This window comes from Veillonella sp. CAG:933 (assembly GCF_000431435.1).
In the GTDB taxonomy this organism is placed as follows: domain Bacteria; phylum Bacillota; class Negativicutes; order Veillonellales; family Veillonellaceae; genus Veillonella_A.
This window is the reverse complement of the sequence record NZ_HF986220.1, coordinates 5,975-29,252: the sequence shown is the minus strand read 5'-3', so window position 1 is coordinate 29,252 and position 23,278 is coordinate 5,975. Positions and strand designations below refer to the sequence as shown.

19 protein-coding genes, 1 pseudogene and 1 other annotated feature are annotated in these 23,278 nt (G+C 41.2%); of the genes and pseudogenes, 1 reads left to right on the top strand and 19 read right to left on the bottom strand.

Annotated elements, in window-relative coordinates:
- The 19 genes and pseudogenes from QZL64_RS10550 to QZL64_RS10460 form a co-directional block, all read right to left on the bottom strand.
- A pseudogene (locus QZL64_RS10550) lies at nucleotides 1–993 on the bottom strand (DNA-directed RNA polymerase subunit beta'); the annotation flags it as partial.
- A 14-nt stretch (nucleotides 994–1,007) separates the two neighbouring features.
- Entirely contained in the window at nucleotides 1,008–4,880 is a 3,873-nt protein-coding gene (gene rpoB / locus QZL64_RS10545; protein ID WP_005338542.1) for a DNA-directed RNA polymerase subunit beta, read from the bottom strand.
- A gap of 343 nt (nucleotides 4,881–5,223) precedes the next feature.
- Nucleotides 5,224–6,582, bottom strand: coding sequence for a GntP family permease (locus tag QZL64_RS10540; RefSeq protein WP_021841950.1), 1,359 nt, complete (start codon nucleotides 6,580–6,582; stop codon nucleotides 5,224–5,226).
- Between the two features lie 32 nt (nucleotides 6,583–6,614).
- A complete protein-coding gene (ilvD, locus tag QZL64_RS10535) occupies nucleotides 6,615–8,294 on the bottom strand; it encodes a dihydroxy-acid dehydratase (protein WP_021841949.1) in 1,680 nt (559 codons plus the stop codon).
- A gap of 299 nt (nucleotides 8,295–8,593) precedes the next feature.
- A complete protein-coding gene (locus QZL64_RS10530; RefSeq protein WP_021841948.1) occupies nucleotides 8,594–9,280 on the bottom strand; it encodes a FadR/GntR family transcriptional regulator in 687 nt (228 codons plus the stop codon).
- A 213-nt stretch (nucleotides 9,281–9,493) separates the two neighbouring features.
- The gene (locus tag QZL64_RS10525) at nucleotides 9,494–10,510 is read right to left on the bottom strand and encodes a LacI family DNA-binding transcriptional regulator (protein WP_021841947.1); all 1,017 of its coding nucleotides are present in this window, start codon (nucleotides 10,508–10,510) and stop codon (nucleotides 9,494–9,496) included.
- A 21-nt stretch (nucleotides 10,511–10,531) separates the two neighbouring features.
- Nucleotides 10,532–11,422, bottom strand: a complete 891-nt coding sequence (gene rbsK / locus QZL64_RS10520; protein WP_021841946.1) for a ribokinase — start codon at nucleotides 11,420–11,422, stop codon at nucleotides 10,532–10,534.
- A 383-nt stretch (nucleotides 11,423–11,805) separates the two neighbouring features.
- On the bottom strand, nucleotides 11,806–12,180 hold the full coding sequence (gene rplL, locus QZL64_RS10515) for a 50S ribosomal protein L7/L12 (RefSeq protein ID WP_005338550.1): 375 nt from the start codon (nucleotides 12,178–12,180) through the stop codon (nucleotides 11,806–11,808).
- Nucleotides 12,181–12,269: 89 nt separating this feature from the next.
- Nucleotides 12,270–12,806 (bottom strand): 50S ribosomal protein L10, encoded by a 537-nt coding sequence (gene rplJ, locus QZL64_RS10510; protein ID WP_005338552.1) that lies wholly within the window; start codon nucleotides 12,804–12,806, stop codon nucleotides 12,270–12,272.
- 45 nt (nucleotides 12,807–12,851) lie between these two features.
- Nucleotides 12,852–12,998, bottom strand: a sequence feature (ribosomal protein L10 leader region).
- 135 nt (nucleotides 12,999–13,133) lie between these two features.
- On the bottom strand, nucleotides 13,134–13,829 hold the full coding sequence (rplA, locus tag QZL64_RS10505; RefSeq protein ID WP_227968894.1) for a 50S ribosomal protein L1: 696 nt from the start codon (nucleotides 13,827–13,829) through the stop codon (nucleotides 13,134–13,136).
- A 144-nt stretch (nucleotides 13,830–13,973) separates the two neighbouring features.
- On the bottom strand, nucleotides 13,974–14,399 hold the full coding sequence (gene rplK / locus QZL64_RS10500; protein ID WP_005338556.1) for a 50S ribosomal protein L11: 426 nt from the start codon (nucleotides 14,397–14,399) through the stop codon (nucleotides 13,974–13,976).
- A gap of 62 nt (nucleotides 14,400–14,461) precedes the next feature.
- On the bottom strand, nucleotides 14,462–14,977 hold the full coding sequence (gene nusG, locus QZL64_RS10495) for a transcription termination/antitermination protein NusG (protein WP_005332091.1): 516 nt from the start codon (nucleotides 14,975–14,977) through the stop codon (nucleotides 14,462–14,464).
- Nucleotides 14,978–15,004: 27 nt separating this feature from the next.
- On the bottom strand, nucleotides 15,005–15,211 hold the full coding sequence (gene secE / locus QZL64_RS10490; protein ID WP_005338558.1) for a preprotein translocase subunit SecE: 207 nt from the start codon (nucleotides 15,209–15,211) through the stop codon (nucleotides 15,005–15,007).
- A gap of 21 nt (nucleotides 15,212–15,232) precedes the next feature.
- Nucleotides 15,233–15,382 carry a 50S ribosomal protein L33 gene (rpmG, locus tag QZL64_RS10485; RefSeq protein WP_005332089.1) on the bottom strand — a complete coding sequence of 50 codons (150 nt, stop codon included), beginning with the start codon at nucleotides 15,380–15,382 and terminating at the stop codon, nucleotides 15,233–15,235.
- 212 nt (nucleotides 15,383–15,594) lie between these two features.
- A complete protein-coding gene (locus tag QZL64_RS10480; RefSeq protein WP_021841945.1) occupies nucleotides 15,595–16,800 on the bottom strand; it encodes an ATP-binding protein in 1,206 nt (401 codons plus the stop codon).
- Nucleotides 16,801–17,120: 320 nt separating this feature from the next.
- On the bottom strand, nucleotides 17,121–18,407 hold the full coding sequence (locus QZL64_RS10475; RefSeq protein ID WP_005338562.1) for an aminotransferase class I/II-fold pyridoxal phosphate-dependent enzyme: 1,287 nt from the start codon (nucleotides 18,405–18,407) through the stop codon (nucleotides 17,121–17,123).
- A gap of 389 nt (nucleotides 18,408–18,796) precedes the next feature.
- Nucleotides 18,797–20,302 (bottom strand): hypothetical protein, encoded by a 1,506-nt coding sequence (locus QZL64_RS10470; RefSeq protein ID WP_021841944.1) that lies wholly within the window; start codon nucleotides 20,300–20,302, stop codon nucleotides 18,797–18,799.
- Nucleotides 20,303–20,322: 20 nt separating this feature from the next.
- Nucleotides 20,323–20,817, bottom strand: coding sequence for a hypothetical protein (locus tag QZL64_RS10465; protein WP_005332075.1), 495 nt, complete (start codon nucleotides 20,815–20,817; stop codon nucleotides 20,323–20,325).
- Between the two features lie 3 nt (nucleotides 20,818–20,820).
- On the bottom strand, nucleotides 20,821–22,206 hold the full coding sequence (locus QZL64_RS10460) for a dicarboxylate/amino acid:cation symporter (RefSeq protein ID WP_021841943.1): 1,386 nt from the start codon (nucleotides 22,204–22,206) through the stop codon (nucleotides 20,821–20,823).
- Between the two features lie 327 nt (nucleotides 22,207–22,533).
- Between QZL64_RS10460 and QZL64_RS10455 the strand changes: the two genes are divergently transcribed.
- Nucleotides 22,534–23,124, top strand: coding sequence for a TlpA family protein disulfide reductase (locus tag QZL64_RS10455; RefSeq protein WP_021841942.1), 591 nt, complete (start codon nucleotides 22,534–22,536; stop codon nucleotides 23,122–23,124).
- Nucleotides 23,125–23,278: the final 154 nt, after the last annotated feature.

Below are 23,278 nucleotides of genomic sequence, written 5' to 3'. Positions count from 1 at the left end.
TTTACCTTTCAGCATATCGGACAGAGATTTCAGCGCACGGTTTCCAGGTCCTGTTACCGGACGTCCGCGACGGCCGTTGTCGATCAGGGCATCTACCGCTTCCTGAAGCATTCTCTTTTCATTTCTTACGATAATATCTGGAGCGCCTAACTCAAGAAGGCGTTTCAGACGGTTATTTCTATTGATAATTCTTCTGTACAGATCATTCAGGTCAGATGTTGCAAAACGTCCACCATCAAGCTGTACCATTGGACGAAGATCTGGCGGGATAACCGGAACATTTGTCATGATCATCCATTCCGGTTTATTTCCAGACTCACGGAAAGCTTCTACAACTTCCAGACGTTTTACGATTCTTGCACGTTTCTGTCCGGTAGCGCCTTTGAGGCCTTCTGTCAGCTCTTCGTATTCTTTTTCAAGGTCGATTGCCTGAAGAAGCTCTAAGATAGATTCAGCTCCCATTCCAACACGGAAACCTTTTCCCCAGGATTCTCTTGCTTCCTGATACTCCTGCTCAGACAGAACCTGCTTATACTGCAGGTCTGTCTCGCCTTTATCAAGTACGATATAAGAAGCAAAATATAATACTTTCTCCAGTGTTCTTGGAGATAAGTCAAGGATCAATCCCATACGGCTCGGGATTCCTTTAAAGTACCAGATATGAGATACCGGGGCTGCCAGGGCAATATGTCCCATACGTTCACGACGTACACTTGCCTTAGTAACCTCTACACCACAACGGTCACAAACAACGCCTTTATAACGGATTTTTTTGTATTTACCGCAGTGACACTCCCAGTCTTTGCTTGGTCCAAAAATTCTTTCACAGAACAGACCATCTCTCTCTGGTTTTAAGGTTCTATAGTTAATAGTCTCAGGCTTTGTTACTTCGCCTTTTGACCACTCCAGAATCTTTTCAGGTGATGCCAACCCGATTTTGATTGCATCAAAAGTCATTGGCTGATATGATTGTTCTTTACTATTTTCTGGCATACAGGCACCCCTTTCTATTCATCATCTGACATGTCATCATAGTCATCAAAACTATCGTCGTCATAATCTGAATCGTAATCGTCTTCGTCCTCTTCCAGTTCCTCATTTACAAGTTCCTCTCCCTGGAACTCCTGAGTTGTATAACCGTGTTTGCCGAAGTCTTCCTCATCACGACGATATTTTCCATCTCCTTCGATCAGTGAGCGGAAGCTGGTCTCTCCCATATCGGAAGTTTCCATAATCTCCACCTCTGTATTGTCATCACGAAGTACACGAACATCCAGTCCGAGAGACTGAAGCTCTTTCAGAAGTACTTTGAATGACTCCGGAATACCTGGTTCCGGAATGTTCTCGCCCTTGATGATCGCCTCGTATGTCTTCACACGGCCGATTACATCGTCAGACTTCACAGTCAGGATCTCCTGCAGTGTGTAAGATGCGCCATAAGCCTCAAGAGCCCATACCTCCATCTCTCCAAAACGCTGTCCACCAAACTGTGCTTTACCACCTAATGGCTGCTGTGTTACCAGTGAGTAAGGACCTGTTGAACGTGCATGGATCTTATCATCAACCAGGTGATGCAGTTTCAGATAATGCATGTGTCCGATTGTTACCGGACTGTCAAAATACTCTCCTGTTCTTCCGTCACGAAGACGAACTTTACCATCTCGTGAAATCGGAACACCTTTCCAGAGTTTTCTGTGATCTCTGTTCTCATACAGATAATCCAGAACTTCCGGAAGCAGCTCTTCTTTATGTTTCTTTTCAAACTCTTCCCAGCTTAAGTTGACATAGTCATTTGCCAGATCAAGAGTATCCATAATATCTATCTCGTTCGCACCATCAAATACAGGTGTAGAAATGTTGAATCCAAGTGCTTTCGCTGCCAGAGACAGGTGAATCTCAAGGACCTGTCCGATATTCATACGTGAAGGCACACCCAGCGGGTTCAACACGATATCAAGCGGACGGCCATTTGGCAGGAACGGCATATCTTCTACTGGAAGTACACGGGAAACGACACCCTTGTTACCATGACGTCCGGCCATCTTATCACCAACAGAGATTTTTCTCTTTTGAGCGATATAGATACGAACAGACTGGTTCACTCCCGGTGACATCTCGTCGCCGTTGCTTCTTGTAAATACCTTGGCATCTACTACGATACCGTACTCACCATGAGGTACTTTCAGAGATGTATCTCTGACCTCACGTGCTTTCTCACCGAAGATTGCACGAAGCAGTCTCTCCTCGGCTGTCAGCTCTGTCTCTCCCTTAGGAGTAACTTTACCAACAAGAATATCTCCGGCACGGACCTCAGCACCGACGCGGATAATTCCTCTGTCATCCAGATTCTTAAGCGCATCATCACCGACACCCGGGATATCACGAGTGATTTCCTCTGGTCCAAGCTTGGTGTCACGGGCTTCTGCCTCATATTCCTCAATATGGATAGATGTATATACATCATCCTGAACAAGTCTCTCACTTAAGAGAACCGCATCCTCGTAGTTGTAACCTTCCCAGGTCATGAATCCGATCAGCGGGTTCTTTCCTAATGCAAGCTCACCATTAGATGTAGACGGACCGTCAGCGATCACATCGCCTTTCTCCACTCTGTCACCCTTGAATACAATTGCTCTTTGATTGTAGCAGTTGCTCTGGTTGCTTCGAAGGAATTTTGTAAGTTTATATTTTTTCAGTTTTCCATCATCCTGGCGGATCTGGATTTCTGCTGATGTTGAACGCTCAACAACTCCTGCTTCCTCAGCGACTACACATACTCCTGAGTCAACAGCAGCTTTTTCTTCCATACCTGTTCCGACTACCGGTGCCTCTGTCATAAGAAGCGGTACTGCCTGACGCTGCATGTTGGATCCCATCAGCGCACGGTTAGCATCGTCATTCTGAAGGAATGGAATCAAAGCTGTAGCAACAGAGAATACCATCTTAGGAGATACGTCCATATAGTCAAATGCTTTTCTCTCATAAGCCTGAGTCTCTTCACGGTAACGACCGGATACGTTCTTATGAACAAAATGTCCTTCCTCATCCAGTGTCTCGTTGGCCTGTGCTACATGATAGTTATCCTCTTCATCCGCTGTCATATAAACAACTTCGTCTGTTACACGCGGATTCTCCGGATCGGAGTGGTCAATCTTACGATATGGAGCTTCAATAAATCCATACTCGTTAATTCTTGCATAACTTGCCAGTGAGTTGATCAGACCGATGTTAGGTCCCTCAGGCGTCTCGATAGGACACATTCTTCCATAGTGGGAATAATGTACATCTCGAACCTCGAATCCGGCACGGTCTCTTGAAAGACCACCAGGTCCTAAGGCAGACAGACGTCTCTTGTGAGTCAGCTCACCAAGCGGGTTGTTCTGATCCATGAACTGTGACAGCTGAGAAGATCCGAAGAATTCTTTTACCGCTGCAGTTACTGGCTTTATGTTGATCAGGGACTGTGGCGAAATTCCTTCCAGATCCTGAGTTGTCATTCTCTCTCTTACGACTCTTTCCATTCTGGACAGACCGATTCTGTACTGGTTCTGAAGAAGTTCTCCTACCGCACGGATACGTCTGTTACCCAAGTGGTCGATATCGTCATCATTACCAAGACCATACTCCAGATGCATATTGTAGTTAATAGAAGCCATGATATCTTCTTTTGTAATATGCTTCGGAATCAGATCATGGATATCTCTCTTGATAGCCGCTTTCAGCTCATCGATATCTCCTGCTGTTTCCTCAAGGAGATTTGCAAGTACCGGATAGTAAACAAGTTCTGTTACACCGACCTCTTCCGGATCAATGTCAACAACTTCCTTCAGATCTACCATCATATTAGAAAGAACTTTGACATTTCTCTCTTCTTCCGGTCTGTCGATCCATACATACGGAACAGCTCCGTTCTGGATCCGATCTGCAATTTCTCTTGTCACCTTTGTTCCAGCCTCAGCGATTACCTCGCCTGTAATCGGGCTTACTGCATCCTCCGCAAGAACATGTCCTGAAATACGGTTCTTGAGAAGAAGCTTTTTATTGAATTTATAACGTCCTACTTTCGCCAGATCATAACGTCTTGGGTCGAAGAACATACTTGTGATTAAACTTTCTGCACTGTCAACGGCAAGTGGCTCGCCCGGACGGATCTTCTTATATAATTCAAGAAGTCCTTCCTGATAGTTTGTTGCAGCATCTTTCTCAAAACTTGCCATAATCTTCGGTTCTTCACCAAAGAGTTCAATGATCTCCGGATTTGTACCGATTCCAAGAGCACGAATAAGTACTGTGATCGGCACCTTTCTTGTTCTATCTACTCTAACATAAAAAACGTCATTGGAATCTGTCTCATACTCCAGCCATGCACCACGGTTCGGAATGACAGTAGAGGAATAAAGCTTTTTACCCAGCTTATCATGTGCAATTGCATAATAAATACCAGGGGAACGTACCAGCTGACTTACGATTACACGCTCCGCACCATTAATTACAAATGTACCAGTACGTGTCATCAGCGGCAGATCTCCCATAAAGATCTCATGCTCGTTAATCTCATCCGTCTCCTTATTATGAAGTCTTACTCTGACTTTCAGCGGTGCTGCATAAGTTGCATCACGATCTCTACACTCATCAATGCTGTATTTCACATCATCTTCACACAGTGTGAAATCAACAAGCTCCAGGCTTAATTTACCGCTATAATCTGTAATTGGGGAAATATCTTCAAATGCTTCCTTCAATCCTGACTTAAGGAACCAATCATAAGAATCCTTCTGCACTTCAATCAGGTTCGGCATCTGAAGAACTTCTTTTTGTCTGGAATAACTCATTCGTGAGCTTTTTCCGCTTTTCATGGGACGAATTCTGTTCTTTTCCATATTGACGTTTCACTCTCCTCTTATTTTTTTTGTGGTCCGCAAAATGCCCTGTTATCGCTAAAACGACGAAAAAGAGCTTTGTGACTCAGTTTTTCGTGCAATATCATGGCATAACTTTCCACAATAGCGCATTTTTTACTATAGCACAAAGCCCTTTTTATTGTCAAGAGCAAAATCATATTTTTCCATATTATTTTCAATTGTACACTATTTCTTTCAAAAAAGCAAATCCTTAATAAAAATTTGTTAAGATAATGTTTACATCATAATCATATGCTCTTGCAAATCAAAAAAAGTAAAACATCTTCCTTTTGTTGTACATACTCAGTAAATCCACATGTTTTTAACCGATTGCTCCCGGCAAAATCAATGCAAAGATAACTGTTAAAAACATAATAGATACAGACATTATCATCTGAGCCAATGTATATGTCTTCAATCCACCCTTTACATTAAATCCTGACATATTGGACACTACCCAAAATCCACTGTCATTCACATGTCCCACACTTATTCCACCAGCGAGAGCAGCCAATGCAATATAAACCGGATGAACTGATACACTTGGTGCAATCGTTGCCATAATTGTCATCGCTGTAATTCCTGCTACAGTACCAGAACCTTGTGCAATTCTAAATATGCAACCTATAAAATATGCCAAAAGCAAGGTTTTTAATACTGAACCACTATTGATATTCAATGTAGATACAAGTGCGTTCCCGATATCTGTTGCTGCGATTACTGCTCCAAATGATCCTCCGGCACCAGTAATTAATAATACTACTCCAGCCTGCTTTAGCGCTTCATTAGCAGAATTTTCCACTTTATTTCTACCAAGATACTTATAACCAATGAAATATGCACAGAGAGTTCCTATCATAATTGCTATAATTTTATTCCCTAAGAATTGCGCAATCCATGGAACATTTTCGCTGACAGCTAATGCTCCAGTTCCAACAAGAATGCAAAAAACCGGAAGTAAAATTGGAAGTAAAGATACGAAAAAACCTGGCACTTTCTGATTCTCATTCAAGTCTTCTTCAACATAAATTTCCGCATCTTTATTTACATCTTTTTCTGCATCAAAAATTCCTTTATCATGTATTTTCGTATATACAAATACAGATATTAATGTTGCAATTGCACCAATGATCAATCCCATAATAACCATTGTACCAAGATCAAAATTTAAAATACCAGGCGCTGCCAATGGGTTAGGTGTTGGTGGCACAAGCGTCTGTGCAATTCCATCTCCAATCGTCAAAGCTCCCACAACATATGCAAGCGGTTTATTCACTTCCCTTGCGACAGCCACACCGATTGGAATCAGAATAATAAATGTGACATCAAAGAAAACTGGAATTGCTAACACAAAGCCTGCAAATGCCACTGCATATAAAACATACTTATTTGGCACAGCATGTACAATTGTTCTTGCAATTACTTTTGCTGCTCCTGTGTCACTCATCAATTGTCCCAGTATAACACCAAAACCAATTGGCAGACCAATTCCTGCCATCATATTTCCAAATCCAGTACCTATGGTTTCGATAGAATTTACAAATCCTAATCCGCATGTTACACCCATATAAATACTTGCAATAACCAGACTCAATGCCGGATTAAATTTCGGAACAAGTATTAACGCTATCATAATTGCAATTGATATTATTAAATTAAATACTAAAAAAGCTCCTGACATTTTTATCCTCCTTTATATCTTTCTTTTCGGATTTACATTTCATTTCTAGTTGCTATATATGCCCCTTTAGATGCCGTTGCAACATTTTTTCTATATTGATAAAGGCATCCTTTTACCGGCTCAACTTCTTTTCTTGTTTTTTCTTTCCGTCTCAGATCAAAATCAACCTCTGCTTCAATTGTACCATTTAACACATCTACAGTAATCACATCTCCATCCTGTAAATATGCAATCGGTCCATCATCCAAAGCCTCTGGACATATATGGCCAACAAAACATCCATTATTGGAACCGGAAAATCTACCATCCGTGATCACACATACCTTGCTTCCAAGATTCATTCCTACCAACACTTTCATAACCTTATACATTTCTGGCATTCCAGGTCCACCTTTAGGTCCCTCATTGCGAATTACAACAACTTCTCCACCATGCACTTGTTTTGCTCTAATTCCACTCAATGCATCCTGCTCGCTTTCATATATTTTCGCCGGACCTCTGAATAGAAGTGTGCTTTCCGGAATTGCAGACGGCTTTGTTACCGCACCATCCGGTGCAACATTTCCTTTTAATACTGCTATTCCACCACGACTATGCACTGGATTTTTGAAACTTCTTATTACATCTGGATTTTTGTTTTGAAATTTTTCAATATTTTCCTTTGAAGTACATCCTGTACATGTTATACCATTCAAATCTAATATCGTTGCTAATTCCTTCATCATAACCGGAATTCCTCCGGCTTCATAAAAATCTAATAAGGTATATTGTCCGGCTGGAATCATTGGAACCATATGCGGAACAGACATACTCACTTTACCAAACTCAAAAATATCCAAATCAACATCCGCTTCATAAGCAATTGCCAACAAATGTAAAACTGCATTTGTTGACCCTCCAATTGCAGAATTGACTTTTATGGCATTCAATATTGCATCTTTTGTTATGATATCTTTTATACAGATATCCTTCTTTAAAAGATTCATTACCGCTTTACCGCTTTCAAACGCAATACCCTGCCTTCTACTATACACTGCTGGAATGGTTGCACTTCCCGGTAAAGAAATCCCCATAACTTCCGCCAGACAACACATCGTATTCGCGGTTCCAAGCATTGCACAGGAACCAATTGTTGGCACTGCATTATTTTCAATCCAATCAAATTCTTCTTGTGTAATTGCCCCACTTTTTAACGCTCCTTCTGACTGCTGAATAATAGAATGGTCAATATATTCCCCTCCATAAGGATTTCCTTCTCGCATTCTTCCCGGGAGTGTAGGCCCTCCATTTACAAATACCGTTGGCAAATTTACACGAAGTGCACCAAGCAACATTCCTGGAACTATTTTATCACAAGAACCGATAATAACCAGACCATCAAGTCTGTGTGCCTCCACCATTGCTTCAATATCATCCGCAATCATTTCGCGTGTAGGAAGAATATACTGCATTCCTTTATGGCTCATCGCCACGCCATCACAGGCACCTATTGTTCCAATTTCTACCGGCGTACCGCCTGCAGCATAAATTCCTTCTTTCACTCTTTGCGTTAACTGTTTTAACACAATATGCCCCGGACAAACCTCATTGAAAGCAGTCACTACAGCTATAATTGGATTTTCTAATTCAGCCCCAGTAAAACCTGACGATTTATATAGCGCTCTCACATTTGCCCATTCTGCTCCACTTAAAATATCACTACTTCTTCTCATTTTTCTCCTTCCTCATCTTATAGTCTTATCATCATATCGTCATGTCATATGATGTCTTTAATTATATAGTTTTGTATTTGAATTTTCAATTGGGATTATCACAAAACATTTCCACTATTTTTTGTAAAACATATACAAAAAAAAACGCTCCTTTTTGAAATTACACCTTTCAACAAAAAAATCCCAAGTGAACTGCAAAATCTTTCAACCCTGCAATTCACTTGGGATTTTTAATTAACTTGTAAGTCTCCAAAAAACCAATACACTTTAAACTATCATTTTCAACTTTCTTTCCTGTATTATTTTTTCTTTAACAATTCGAGATTTTCTCGATTTTCCTTCATATGTGCTTTCATCGCTTCATATGCCGCATCAGAGTCATGATTCCGAATCGCATCTACTACTTTCTGATGTGTAATAACTGCAGTACCTGCCAATTCATGATTCGTTAAGTCTACATAAATCGATACACCTTGTGCAATTAATGGAATGATTTGTTCTACAACAGAATTACCTGTAACACTTGCAATTTTTGTATGAAATTCAACATCACGTTCACTGTAATTTTCACCATTTATAATCATATGTTCCACTTCACTACAAAGCCTTTGTAATTCCTCTATATCCTTATCCGTTGCTTTTTGGGCAGCAATTTCTGCAATTTGTGGTTCCAACATAGCACGAAAATCGCTTAAATCTTCTGCAAGTTTTTTTTTATCCGATGCAAATCTAAATCCTAAAGGATCTCCTACCTTTCCAATGTTATCACATACAAACGTGCCTTTTCCTCTTCGTATCTCTACTACATTTCTGGATTCCAATATCTTAATTGCTTCGCGGACAGTTCCTCTTCCAACACCCAATTTTTCTACCATATCCATCTCATTTGGAAGCTTCTCCCCCGGAGTCCAGCGATTTTCAATAATCAACTGTTCAATATTATCTGCTGCTTGCTCTGCCAAAGAACGGCTTTCAAGTTTCCCCACTTATATTCCTCGCTCTCTATTCGTTTAGCGTCTCATTTTATAACTCATATCTATTTTTCTTGCTTTTTCCTTTGAGTATATCTTCAATTTTCGCGAATGTCAATAAAATCCTCCCTTGTGTTTCCGCAGTTTTATCCACAACTGCATTATCATCCTTATGCTGTTATAAATAACTTTTAAATCATCCATTTTTTGATTAGATTTTGCAGAAACTCAAAAATCTTCCGAGTCCACACACATCACCATGTTTTTTTCTTTTGTCGTCTCCCGTTTCACCAATTCAACTCCAAATACATTTTCTTTTTCATAGGGTTCTTTATTCACTGCTTTGATGATAATCTCCGCAGCCAAATGTCCCATTTCACGAATTGGCTGGTGAATGGTCGTCAGTTCTGGAATAAATAGTTTTCCAAATCCGACATCATCGAATCCAACAAGCTGGATTTCCTGGGGAATTTTTTTCCCGTGCCGCGTAAAAACTTTGTATATTGACATCGCCACAATGTCATTGCCAGCAATCACGCCATCCGCTTCTGGATATCTTTTCAAAATTTCTTCTGCGGCGCGAAGTCCGCTTTCATAATCATAGCAGCAATCCACAATTCTTTCTTTTAATCCATATTTTTTACACACATCCGCGTATCCTTTATACCGTTTACGACCACTGGAATATCCGGTCGGTTCCTTCATGCAGACAATCTTTTTAGATCCACATTCCAACAAATGTTGTGTTGCCAGACAGCCACCTTGATAATTATCTGCTTCAACAAATGCATGTTCTCCGATATTATCCAGCTTGCAATCTACAAGCACAGCCGGAACCGGACAATTCTTTAAAATCCTTCCAGTTTCCGCACAGTTTGTCGTTATGATAATTCCATCTGCCTGTAACTGCTGGAACATCTGGATATTTGCCATCTCTTTTTCCAGATCATCGCCAGAATTGCAGAGCATAATCCGATATCCATTTTTATACGCTTCGTCTTCCACAGCCTTTGCCAGTTCACTAAAGAAAGGATTTTCAATATCCGGCACAATGGCTCCGATCATCTTCGATGATTGCTTATATAGCGCTCTTGCCAGTTCATTTGGACGAAATCCAGTCTCTTCAATGGCAGCTTCTACTCGTTTACGCTTCTCTTCGTTCACTTTCGCCGTTCCATTCATAACGCGGGATACCGTCGCCGGAGACACACCGGCAATTCGGGCAACTTCTCTTATACTCGTCACTTTTCACTATTCTCCACAGTCTTATTTTTCAACTAATTCGTCTTCAACTTCTTCTGCTGTCGGCATTCCTGTCTGTGCACCGAATTTCTCCGTGGAAAGGCTTGCCGCTACATTCGCATAAGTAAGAGCACTCTTCATATCATCACCTGCTGCAATTCTTACAGAAAATGCCCCATTCAGTGTATCTCCTGCTCCTGTCGTATCCACCACATTTGCCTTTCTTGCAGGTACTGTCAGTACTTCTCCATTTTTCAGGCATGTAGACACTCCTCGGGATCCCTGTGTAATCACAAGCTTCTCCGGATACTTCTTCAAAAGATTTTCTGTACTCAACTCGTCTCCAAAAATCAGCACTGCTTCATGCTCATTTGGTGTCACGTATGTAACTTTGTCGATGATATCCATCGGCACTTCTGCTGCCGGTGCCGGATTCAGTACGACTGGAATATTTTTTTCGTAACAAAACTCTGCGATATAATGAACTGTCTCAAGCGGAATCTCATGCTGAAGAACTACCATGTCATATTTCACCAGTTCGTCTTTGATTCCATCCACATAAGCCTTGTCAACTTTCCCATTTGCTCCCGGAACAACAATAATTGTATTGTCACTCTCACCAACTGTAATCATCGCAATTCCTGTCGGCACGCCTTCCAGAACCTGGATATGCTCTGTCTTTACGCCAACACGATTCAGATTGTCCAACATTCTGCGTCCATTGTCATCATTACCAACGCAGCCGAACATCTCGACTTCAGCACCAAGCTTTGCCATCGCAACTGCCTGATTCGCACCTTTTCCACCCGGGATATAACTCAAACTGTCGCCCATCAATGTCTCACCTTTAAGTGGAATTCTCTCTGCTGTTACAGTCATGTCTGTGTTAATACTTCCTACAACTGCCAGTTTCATAACTCTTTCTCTCCTTTTCCTATCATTTTTTATTCTCGTATCTCGCTTGTTCTCTTCTATACGTTTTGAAACGTAGTTCTGAAACCCGTTTCATTAATTTACATTATAGTAACAAAAAATGCCGCCGTCAATTACATTTGGTAATTTCAGCGGTATTGCATATTTTCTGCAAAATGTTATTATGCAGCTTGCATAAGTTTCTTTATTATTTTTTCTCTTGAGATGATTTTATATACTCTTCCACTTCAAAATCAAGAATGCCTCGGCGTTTTTGTTTCCCTAAATTGCACTAAAAAAGGTCCACCGGACCTTTTTGTCGTATGCTTGACAACAGAAAAAGACCGCCCCTCTTGGAACGGCCTTTAAAAATCTGAAATTTGAAATTATTTAAGGTTAACCTCTGCACCCTCAGCCTCAAGTTTAGCTTTGATGTCCTCAGCCTCTGCTTTGGAAGCACCCTCTTTAACTACCTTTGGAGCTCCGTCTACTAACTCTTTAGCTTCTTTCAGTCCAAGACCTGTGATCTCACGAACTGCTTTGATAACTTTAACTTTAGCTGCACCAGCGGATACAAGCTCTACGTCGAACTCATCTTTCTCCTCTGCTGCTCCACCCTCTGCTCCAGCTGCTGCTACTACAACACCTGCTGCTGCGGATACGCCAAATTCTTCTTCACAAGCTTTTACAAGATCATTTAACTCTAATACAGATAACTCTTTGATAGCATCGATAAATTCTGCTGTTGTTAACTTTGCCATTTTATTTTCCTCCATTTTTAACATTTTTATTATGAAATAGTTTTATGTCCGTCTCTGCGAGATCAGACAGGGGCGAGTATTATCTACTCTTACTCCTCTGTTGCAGCTTCTTCTGCTGCTGGAGCTGCTTCACAAGCCTCAGCTCCACCCTGCTCTGCGATCTGATTAAGTACACGAGCAAGATTTGTGATAGGTGACTGTAAGCTTCCAAGCAATTTGGAAATAAGTACGTCTCTTGATGGAATCTTAGCTAACTCGTTAAGAGCGTTCACATCATAAAGAGTGCCTTCTACAACACCTGCTTTTAACTCAAGAGCCTTAGCATCTTTTGCGAAATTGCAAATGATTCTTGCCGGAGCTGTTGCATCGTCTTTAGAAATTGCGATAGCGCTTGGTCCTTCCAAGTGCTCATCTAAAGCAGCGAAATCAGTTCCTTCAAAAGCTCTCTTCATCATTGTGTTCTTACAAACTTTGTAGATTACACCTGCTTCTCTGAGCTGTTTACGAAGAGCTGTGTCCTCAGCAACAGTCAGTCCACGGTAGTCAACTAATACAACACTTGCTGCATCTTTGATGTCCTCTGCAATAGCCTGTACTACTGGTTGTTTTAATTCAACTTTTGCCACGAATGGTGCACCTCCTTATTAGATTTTGGGTTATACACCGCCGATAGATATAAAATAAAACCTCTATATCCTAAGACAATAGAGGTTTGCAAATCATACATTTTGTATCGATCATCCCTCGGTAGGCGTCCTTGTATTCTGTCCTTACGTGCATCGCACACCTACTGTCTTCGGCAGTCCTTGAATAGATTATCATACACTCTTGCGTTTGTCAACTATTTTTTCGTATTAAATATCCTTTTTTGGTTATTTTTTCACACCAAAAAAGCTCCCCAGAAAGATTTCTCTTTCTGGGGAGTCCATATTTCTGTATGAATTCAGAAATGCTTATGCCAGCTTCATTGGGTTGATCTTTACACCAGGTCCCATTGTAGAAGTAAGAGTTACAGTCTTAAGGTACTGTCCTTTTACTGCTGCCGGTTTAGCTTTATTGATTGCATCGATCAGCGTCTGGAAGTTGTCTGCAAGCTGCTCTTCGGTAAAGGAAGCTTTACCTACTGGTACATGGATAATGTTTGTCTTGTCAAGTCTGTACTCAATCTTACCAGCTTTGATATCCTGGATTGCTTTTGTAACGTCCATTGTTACTGTACCAGCCTTCGGGTTAGGCATGAGACCTTTAGGTCCAAGTACACGTCCGAGACGTCCAACAACGCCCATCATATCTGGTGTAGCTACAACTACGTCGAATTCGAACCAGTTCTCGTTCTGGATCTTTGGAATGAGCTCGTCTCCGCCTACGAAATCTGCTCCAGCTGCTTTAGCTTCCTCAGCTTTAGCGTCTTTAGCAAATACAAGGATACGAACCTTTTTGCCTGTTCCGTGTGGCAGTACAACTGCTCCACGAATCTGCTGGTCAGCGTGACGTCCGTCACAACCTGTTCTGATATGAGCCTCGATTGTCTCATCAAATTTTGCTACTGCAGTTTTTTTAACCAATGCTACTGCGTCTGCTACATCATAGAGTGTTCCTCTGTCGATAGCTTTTGCAGCCTCAACGTATTTCTTTCCTCTTTTCATTATAAATAACCTCCTAGTGGTAATGTCGGGATAACCCTCCCACATCCATTTACTTCAGTTTCATCATTATCAAGGAAATTCTTTTCGTCAGGTTCGTCCGCGCGCACACCGCGCTTGGCCTCGCCCGTCTTAAAGAACAACCAGGGACTAGTCTACTACAGTTACTCCCATAGAACGGCATGTTCCAGCGATCATGCTGGCAGCTGCCTCTACAGTTGCTGCGTTCAGGTCTGGCATTTTTGTCTTAGCAATCTCCTCTACCTGAGCTTTTGTGATTGTAGCAACTTTATTCTTATTCGGAACACCAGATCCTGATTTGATGTTGCATGCTTTCTTGATCAGAACTGCTGCCGGTGGTGTCTTTGTGATGAAGCTAAAGCTTCTATCGTTGTAAACTGTGATAACTACAGGGATGATCATATCTCCCTGATCTGCTGTCTTAGCGTTGAACTGCTTTGTGAATTCAACGATGTTTACACCGTGCTGTCCAAGAGCTGGTCCAACCGGTGGTGCCGGAGTTGCTTTGCCGGCAGGAATCTGTAATTTAATATAACCTTCTACTTTTTTTGCCATTTCAATTACCTCCTTGTGGTAATGGCGGAACCATACGGCCCCTCCCACGTTTCGTATTTACGTTACACTCGTTTAATTTCTGCGAAACTAATTTCAACCGGTGTTTCGCGACCGAACAGCTCAACATTGATTGTAACACTCTGCTTCTGCGCGTTCATAGCCTGGATCACTCCGACTGTATCTGCCCACGCACCGGCAACAACCTGTACGGTGTCACCGACTTCAAAGTCTACTACAATGTTGTCCTGCTGAATTCCAAGTGGTGCCATCTCTGCATCTGTAAGCGGTACCGGCTTAGATCCCGGACCTACGAATCCTGTCACACCTCTTGTGTTACGCACAACATACCAGGTATCATCATTCATAATCATATGAATCAATACATATCCCGGAAACATCTTCTTCTGAGATACCTTCTGCACTCCGTTCTTAAGTTCAACAACGTCCTGCAGCGGAACTCTGACTTCAAGGATCTGATCCTCCAGATGTCTGTTCTCAACCGACTTATCAATGTTGGCTTTTACTTTGTTCTCATACCCGGAATAGGTATGAACTACATACCATTTTGCTTCTGACATAAACTCACCTTTCCTGCTCGTTAGTGTCTAGCCCAGATTGACCAGAATGTCAATTCCATGCTGAGCCAGGAAATCAACTAATGCGATGATTGCTCCCAGCACTACGGATACGGAAACTACTGCCGCCGTCTCTTTTACAAGTGTCTGCTTGTCTGGCCAAATGATTTTCTTAAACTCTGCGTCAAGACCTTTGAACCAGTTCTTCTTCTGAGTCTTTTGAGATTTCTCACTCATGACGTACACACTCCTTTACGACTATTTTGTCTCCTTGTGCAATGTGTGTGACTTACAGAACTTGCAGTACTTCTTAGTCTCCATGCGCTCAGGATGAGTTTTCTTATCCTTAGTCATGTTGTAGTTACGCTGCTTGCATTCTGTACATTCTAATGTGATTCTTGTACGCACAACTTCCACCTCGCTTTATATTTCTTTGTTAACTTGTTGCTTGGTAGCTTGCGAGGCTACCTAGTTTTTAGGCATAAAAAAAAGACCTACTTCCATTCGCTAGGATAGTGTACCATACTGCGAGATAAAAAGCAAGCCTTTTTTCTTTTGACATTTCGTACCCGTTAAATAAAAAAGTAAATTCCACATTGGGCTGAATCTAGTCTTACACTCTATTCTATGATCCCAAGCAGCCAGTCTCTTGCATTTATACGTCGGATTCCATCGTACTGCTCTTCCGGCTCTTCATCCATCGTCAGAATCATTTTCGGATAGTGATCCCGGATTGCCTGAAGCGGGCGCAATTCTCTCTGTAATATTTTTTCATCATGTACGGATAACGCGACCTGATAATAAATCATTTCCTGACTTTTCTGTGCCACAAAGTCCACTTCAAATGTATCGATCTTACCAACATAAACTTCATAGCCACGCCGCAATAGTTCCAGATACACAATATTTTCCAGAATATGTCCTGCATCTACCTGTCTGTTTCCCAACAGCATATACCGCAGGCCGATATCTACGACATAATATTTTTCGAGCGTTTTTAAATATTGCTTTCCTTTTATATTATAGCGCTTTGCCTGATAAATAATATAGCTTTCACTGAAGGCTTCCAGATATTTTTCTACCATTCTCGTATCAATCTTTCTGCCCTCTGAAGTCATCGTATCTGCAATCTTTTTGGACGACAATGGATTCCCGATATTGTCAAATACAAAGCGCAGCACGCTTTTTAGCATCATCGTATCTGTTACTTTCTTCCTGCTGACAATATCCTTCACAACAATCGTATTGTAAATACCTTCCAGATATTCCCGGATCTGCTCCGGCTGATTTTTCAGCTCCAGCGTATACGGAAATGAACTGTTCTGCAAATATTCCGCATATTTGATTCCTCTGTCATTCATACTTCCCGTACTCTCCACATATTCCTTGAACGACAGTGGAAGCATCTCAATCTGCACATATCTGCCTGAAATCATGGTCGCAATTTCACTGGACAACATATACGCATTAGAACCGGTCACATAAATATCTACATACTCCTTTATATACAAGCTGTCCAGTACCTTCGGAAAATTTTCGACATTCTGTATCTCATCCAAAAAAATATATGTCATTTTTCCTTCTATCAATCGTTCTTTCAAATAGGCATATAGCTTTTTATAGTCCGTCAATTCTTCATAATCTAAATCTTCAAAATTAATCGCGATTATCTGGTTTTCGTCGATTCCCTGATTTTTCAAATAATTCTGATATATTTTCAAAAGCATAGACTTTCCACAGCGGCGTACCCCGGTCACAATTTTTATGATTCGCTTATCCTTCCACGAAATCAATTTATCCAGATATTCTTTTCTTTCTACAATCATGATATCACCTCTTTTTTACATTATAATGTATCTTTTATTTAAAAATCAATACTTTTTACTATAAATGGTAAAAACTTTTTATTTCGCATTAGTTTTTGCCATTCTTTGCTATTTGCGAAACAATATTTTATTTTCTTCCTATTATATGTTGTAAATATTTTTCTATGCAAAAGCCCCTGTAAGATTTTCTCGTTCTTACAGGGGCTCTATCTTCTTATATGATGTTGGGGCAAAAACCCCAACTATGATGCCTGCGGATTGTTCTGTGCTTTGCACTCCCACACCTCGCAGCAAGAATGCCTCGGCATTCTTGAATTATCTTATTTTGCTCCAAGCAGTTTCTCTACGCTGACAAGTTTTACACTGAGTACAAAGATTTCTGATGCCTGTGCAAGTTCCTCAACTGTCGGGAAGGAAGGTGCAATACGGATATTGCTGTCTTTTGGATCCTTTCCGTATGGGAATGTTGCTCCGGCACCTGTCATGATCAGACCAGCTTCTTTTGCTTTTGCCACAATTGCCTTTGCACAGCCATCCATTGAATCGAAAGAAATAAAATATCCGCCGAGTGGCTTTGTCCATGTTCCGATTCCAAGTCCGCCAATTTCTTTCTCCAGAACATCTTCAACCTTTTCGAATTTCGGGCGAAGGATAGCAGCATGTTTTCTCATATGCTCATACATTCCCGGCATATCTTTAAAGAATCTTACATGACGGAGCTGGTTGAGCTTGTCATGTCCGATTGTCTGGAACTTCATAAAGCTCTTCGCATCTTCGATATTCGCTCTGGATGCAGCAAGTGCTGCAATTCCGGATCCAGGGAAAGAAACCTTGGATGTGGAAATAAATTTGAATACCATATCCGGATTGCCTGCTTTGATACATTCATTTAACAGTTCAAGGATAACGTCTCTCTTGTCATCATAAAGATGATGGATTGAATATGCATTATCCCAGAAGATACGGAAGTCTTTTGCTGCCGGTTTCAAGTGTGCAAATCTTCTGACTGTTTCGTCAGAGTAAGATACTCCCGTTGGGTTAGAATACTTCGGCACACACCAGATTCCTTTGATTGCAGGATCTTCTGCCACCAATTTTTCTACCATATCCATATCCGGACCTGTCGGAAGAAGCGGTACATTGATCATTTCAATTCCAAAATACTCTGTAATCGCAAAATGTCTGTCGTATCCCGGAACCGGACATAAGAATTTTACTTTATCTAATTTGCACCATGGTGTGTTTCCCATGATACCATGAGTCATAGCTCTTGATACTGTATCGAACATTACATTCAGGCTGGAGTTTCCGTAGATCAGAATATTTCTCTCTGGTACTTCTGACATATCTGCCAGTAATTTTCTTGCCTCTGTAATTCCATCCAGAACACCGTAGTTACGGCAGTCTACTCCATCAGAGCTTACCAGGTCACTGTCCCCATTCAGCACGTCCATCAGACCATTACTCAGATCCAGCTGTGCTTTTGACGGTTTACCACGGGACATATCCAAATGTATTCCTTTTGCTTTCACTTCTTCGAATTGTTTCTCTAACTGACCTTTTAACTTTTTCAGCTCTTCTTTCGTCAACTTGCTATACGGTTTCATACGGCATTCCTCCTGCTTTTTATGTTATCTTTTTCGCTATATGCTATTTTACCAAAATTTGAAGAAATTACAACATAAACTTGCATTTTCTACTAATTTTATAAAGAAAATGCTTATTTTTTCGTCTCCATATGCATTTCGCCGATATCATTCCGTCATTTACTGCATTCTCGCACTGAGCATGGCCGCTTACGGCATAATTCTTATTCGCGCAAGTGCGCATCCTGCTGGAGTTTTTTGTATAATAGGAAATGTAAGTTCCTATTGTATAATAAGAAGACAGCCATCCTGCGCCTCTGCGCAAAACGACTGTCTTCTTAATTTATATCCATTCTTATTATAGGCGCACTCTCAAATCCTCATCTTTAGGCAGACATATTTGCAATGTTTTACTCTGCTGCCTCTTCTCCGGCATAAGCTGCAAATACAGACTCGATACTGCTGTCGCAGGATTTCTGATTAGCCTCTTTACCAATGTAGAATCTTGTCTCTGGATCCTGCGTATATGTCAGCTCAGCCCATGCTTTGATCGGTGCTGTAAATCCGTCAGCGTCCTTAGCATCTTTGTTGAATGCGAACAGGAATGGCTCCTGAATCAGCGCTGTACCGTCAGACATAGAATGTGCAACTTCAAGGTTTGTAAGTGCACCCTTTACAAGGTCTGTGTACATCAGGTTCACGATTGCATTTTCATCAAGAATATTCATAGACTGCTTGTATCCCCAACGTCCTGTTGTCACATCTCCGTCCACCTGCGGATCATAAAGATATACGCGAACGTTATTCTTTACTGCATAGTCATTCACTCTTGAGATAACGGCACGTGTTTTCTCATCTCCGGCGCCGCCGATCATAACCATTGCATTTCCGTCTTCATTCAGAAGCCATTTCAGCTGTCTGTATGTTACCGGATATACATTGATCTGCTGGTCCGCTGAGAAGATTTCGCTTCCATAGCTGTTAAATACATCGCGCAAGTGATCTGTTTTTGAATATGTAGAAAGTTCAATATTGTTATTTTTGATAAAATCGAACATCTCTTTTACACTTGCATCATACTCATCCGTAATATAATCACGGATCTGGTTACCATTCTCATCAAGAACCGGATTTCCGTCATCATCGAATCTCTTTGTGTAGATTCCCTTTGAATCACGCTCAACCATTTTCTCAAATGCATACATGATTGGGCAGGAAGTGCTTCCGTTTCCGGAGTTGCTGTAATCTACTTTGTTGTCTTTGTTGTATACAAATACGATCGGCTGCTGAAGTCTTCCAACCGTAACCTCTTTGCCATCTGCATTTGTATAAGAAAGTGCTGTTGCATGCGTAGATGGATACTCTACCCAGTCATCTAAGTTTGTCAGATATCTGGAAACCATCTCACCATACATATAGTTCAGCTTTGTTCCAGGTGTTGTCTTCTCATTAGACATACGAACGAATAAAGATCCGTCATCACCATTGTTGATGTTAAAGTCATAAGAGTATACTGTATCAATACCGTACTCTTTTGCATATTTGTTGATAAACGGGCTCATTGCACGGCTGTTATGGCACCATGATCCGCTAAGCTGAATCATGTAGTTTCCTTCACTGCCAAGAATGTCGATAAGTTGATCGTACGTAATATCCTGGAATACGATATCTTTGTCTTCAAATGTATCGATTCCGTCCTGACGATCTTCGTCAGCTCTTGAATGTGCATTAAAATCTCCATATGCATATTCTTTTTCAAAATCATAATCCGTAGAAGAAAGGCTTGTCTGGCTCTCAAGCTTATCAGCCTTATTAGCTTTGTTTTCTGTTGTTGCCTGGCTGCTTCCACATCCTGTTATCATTCCGACTGTCATTACCGCAGCAAGAACAGCCGAGATCATTTTTCTTTTCATCATTAAATCTCCTCTCTGTCTTCCTAGCACATCGGAACGGATACTTCTTCATCAGATCCGCCAGATCCACCTGTTGAAGTATATTCTTTTTCCAGTTCTGTGAGGTCCGCATAGTTTGGTACCATACTTGTCTGATCAGCACTCAGATAGCTGTCTACGACTTCGCGTGCCTCTGTTACAAATTTCTTAATATCATCAGAAGTATATCCTTCCGGTACTTTTCTTGCATCTGCAACACTGGCAGCTTTGATTGCCAGACGTGCATACTCAATTTTAGCAGCATCGAAATTTTTCATATCTTCTTTATTCACTTTTTCCTGCAGGTCCAGGTTTTTGTCGAGTGCGTTGTAGTACTCCACTGCACGGTCGATCTTTGCCTTGCAATCTTCGGAGTAAGTAACCTCTCCAATTTCTTCAATCGCTTCGTTCGTTCTTGTAACAGAAGCTTTTGCTGAGAATGCTGAGAGACCAAGACATACAACTGCAGCTACGATTAATGCGATGGTTGATTTTTTCATGATTTACGCCTCTCCTTTCTCTAATTTCTCGTCCTCTTTTGCAAATACTTCGTCATTCAGAAGTCCATTCTGACGAGCTACAACTGCTGCACATACGCTGGCATCTGTAACATTTGTAAGAGTACGTACCATGTCTGTAATGTTGTTGATTGGAATCAGAAGTACTACTGCTGCGATTGGCAGATTCACTGCGCTGAACAGAGATACTGCTGTGATAACTCCAACTCCCGGCATTCCGGCGCTCCCAAGGGAAAGTACCAGACACATAAAGCACATAACAAGGTACTGGCTTACTCCCCAGCTCTGTCCTGTTGCATTAAGATAAAACATTGCAAGAAGAATTGGCCATACACATGTACATCCTGCCATACCGATTGTTGTTCCAAGAGGTGCTGTAAAGTTTGCGACCTCCTCATCAACACCAACTTTACGGATCAGTCTGTCGATTGTGATTGGCATTGTTCCAACACTACTTGTTGTTGTAAATGCTGTTGCCTGTGCGTCAAATGTTTTCTTAAAGAACTTCAGCGGATTGACCTTGGCAAATGATTTCAAGATTACCGCATTGACAACATATGACTGGATAAGACATGCAACAAACACCATCACAACAAGAAGTACGAGCTGTACCAGCGCCTCTTTGTCGCTTAAGAGCTGACTTGCAGAGCATGCTGTCAGGCAAAGCACTGCGTATGGTGTAAGATCAATCACATATTCAAGAATGTTGAAAATGACCTTTTTAACTGCCTCAATCAGTTTCTTGATCACAAGAACTTTATCTTCCCCCTCTTCTGAAGAAATGCTTACATAAGCAACTGCAACTGCAACCGCAATAATGATGATCGCAACAATATTATCTGCTGCCAGATCTGCTGCGATATTGCTTGGAACCAGATTCAGAAGAATGGTATCAAAAGATGTTTCCATCTCCTGATAAGCGCTCAGTGTAGCGTCTGTGACACTGGAAATGTCTGCGAACACTGCACCTGCTCCTTTACCAATATTAGTCACTGCCCCAACAACAAGTGTGACAACAATGGCTGTTACAGATGTTACAAGAAGCCAGAATACTGATTTCGTTCCGATTTTTTTCATCTTCTCTTTATCGTTCAGAGAAATCAGTCCTGAAATAACCGATACTAAAATTACCGGTGCTACCAAAGCTTTGATCAGTTTTACATAAGCCTGTCCAATTAAATTCAGCCACACAAGGTATGTGTTCCCCTCTGAAGCAAATACTACTCCAATGACAGCACCAATGACCATACTGATCAGAATTACAACTGTCCAGTTCACTCTGTACGCGATCCAGTTCAGTGCTTTAAAAGAAAGCAGAGCGATCATAAGTACGAGAAGAGCTATCCAGTTTACACTTAAAAGTGCATCCATTTTGAAAAACCTCCTTTTTCTTCTCCTTTAGATTAGAAATACTTATAGTTACTGATAAGGAATTCTATTTCCTTATAAAAATGTATGTCCCCGCCTTCCATCTGTCATATTGTTTCAGGCAATCACATACAAATCCCGAATAATCATACATCTGATATCCTTCATTTGTCCAATAAAGATTTTTGATAAAAGCATCTCTATATATTCTTTTTTTCAATAAAGCTTTCCCTTTGTATGTCTTGTATATTTCGGTGAAAATGTTGTATACTTCATTTGTACGAAACTACAATATATTTTCAGCAAAATTACAGGAGGCAGACACGAAACATGTTTAAATTTTTCAAAAAAATTTATAAACCACTGTTCTGTTTTTGTCTGTGTTTTTTCTCTGTCTTTGTCCTGATTGGCTGCTCAGGCGGTCAGACCAATGATACATCTTCCGGAAAGAAAAGCGGGAAACGAAGTTCTGCTCTTCACCAAGAGATGGCAATTGGAAGTGAAGCACCGGATTTTACCGCCAAGTTGAATAACGGCGAAACTTTTACCCTCTCCGATAAGAAAGGACAGGTTATTCTTTTGAACTTCTGGGCGACCTGGTGCAGCAACTGCGTCAAGGAAATGCCCGCCATCGAGAAGCTTTATGAAGAGTATGGTGACCAGATTGTAATTGTCGGAGTAAATGTAGGCGAAGATGAAGATACTATTGATACATTTATCGAGGCAAAGAATTATTCATTTCCGGTTGCCTGCGACACCGAAAGCAATATCAGTAATCTTTATCCAAGTGCCGGTATCCCCTATACAGTTATAGTAGGAAAAGACGGACTTGTTACCGAGACATTTCTCGGAGCAAAAGATGCAGACAGCCAGTACACGAAGCTGCGCCGTGCTTTACAGGAAGCTTACGAAGCAAACTAATTCACGACAGACTCCAGATTCACAAGCAATTTAGATAGTCTGGCTCAAGTCCGATGAATCTAAAGCCGGTTTAAACACACATGAATTCAGACCGCACAAAGTAAGCAGTACACTTAGCACTTTATCTCAGTCGAGAAGACTCCCACCTCTTCAG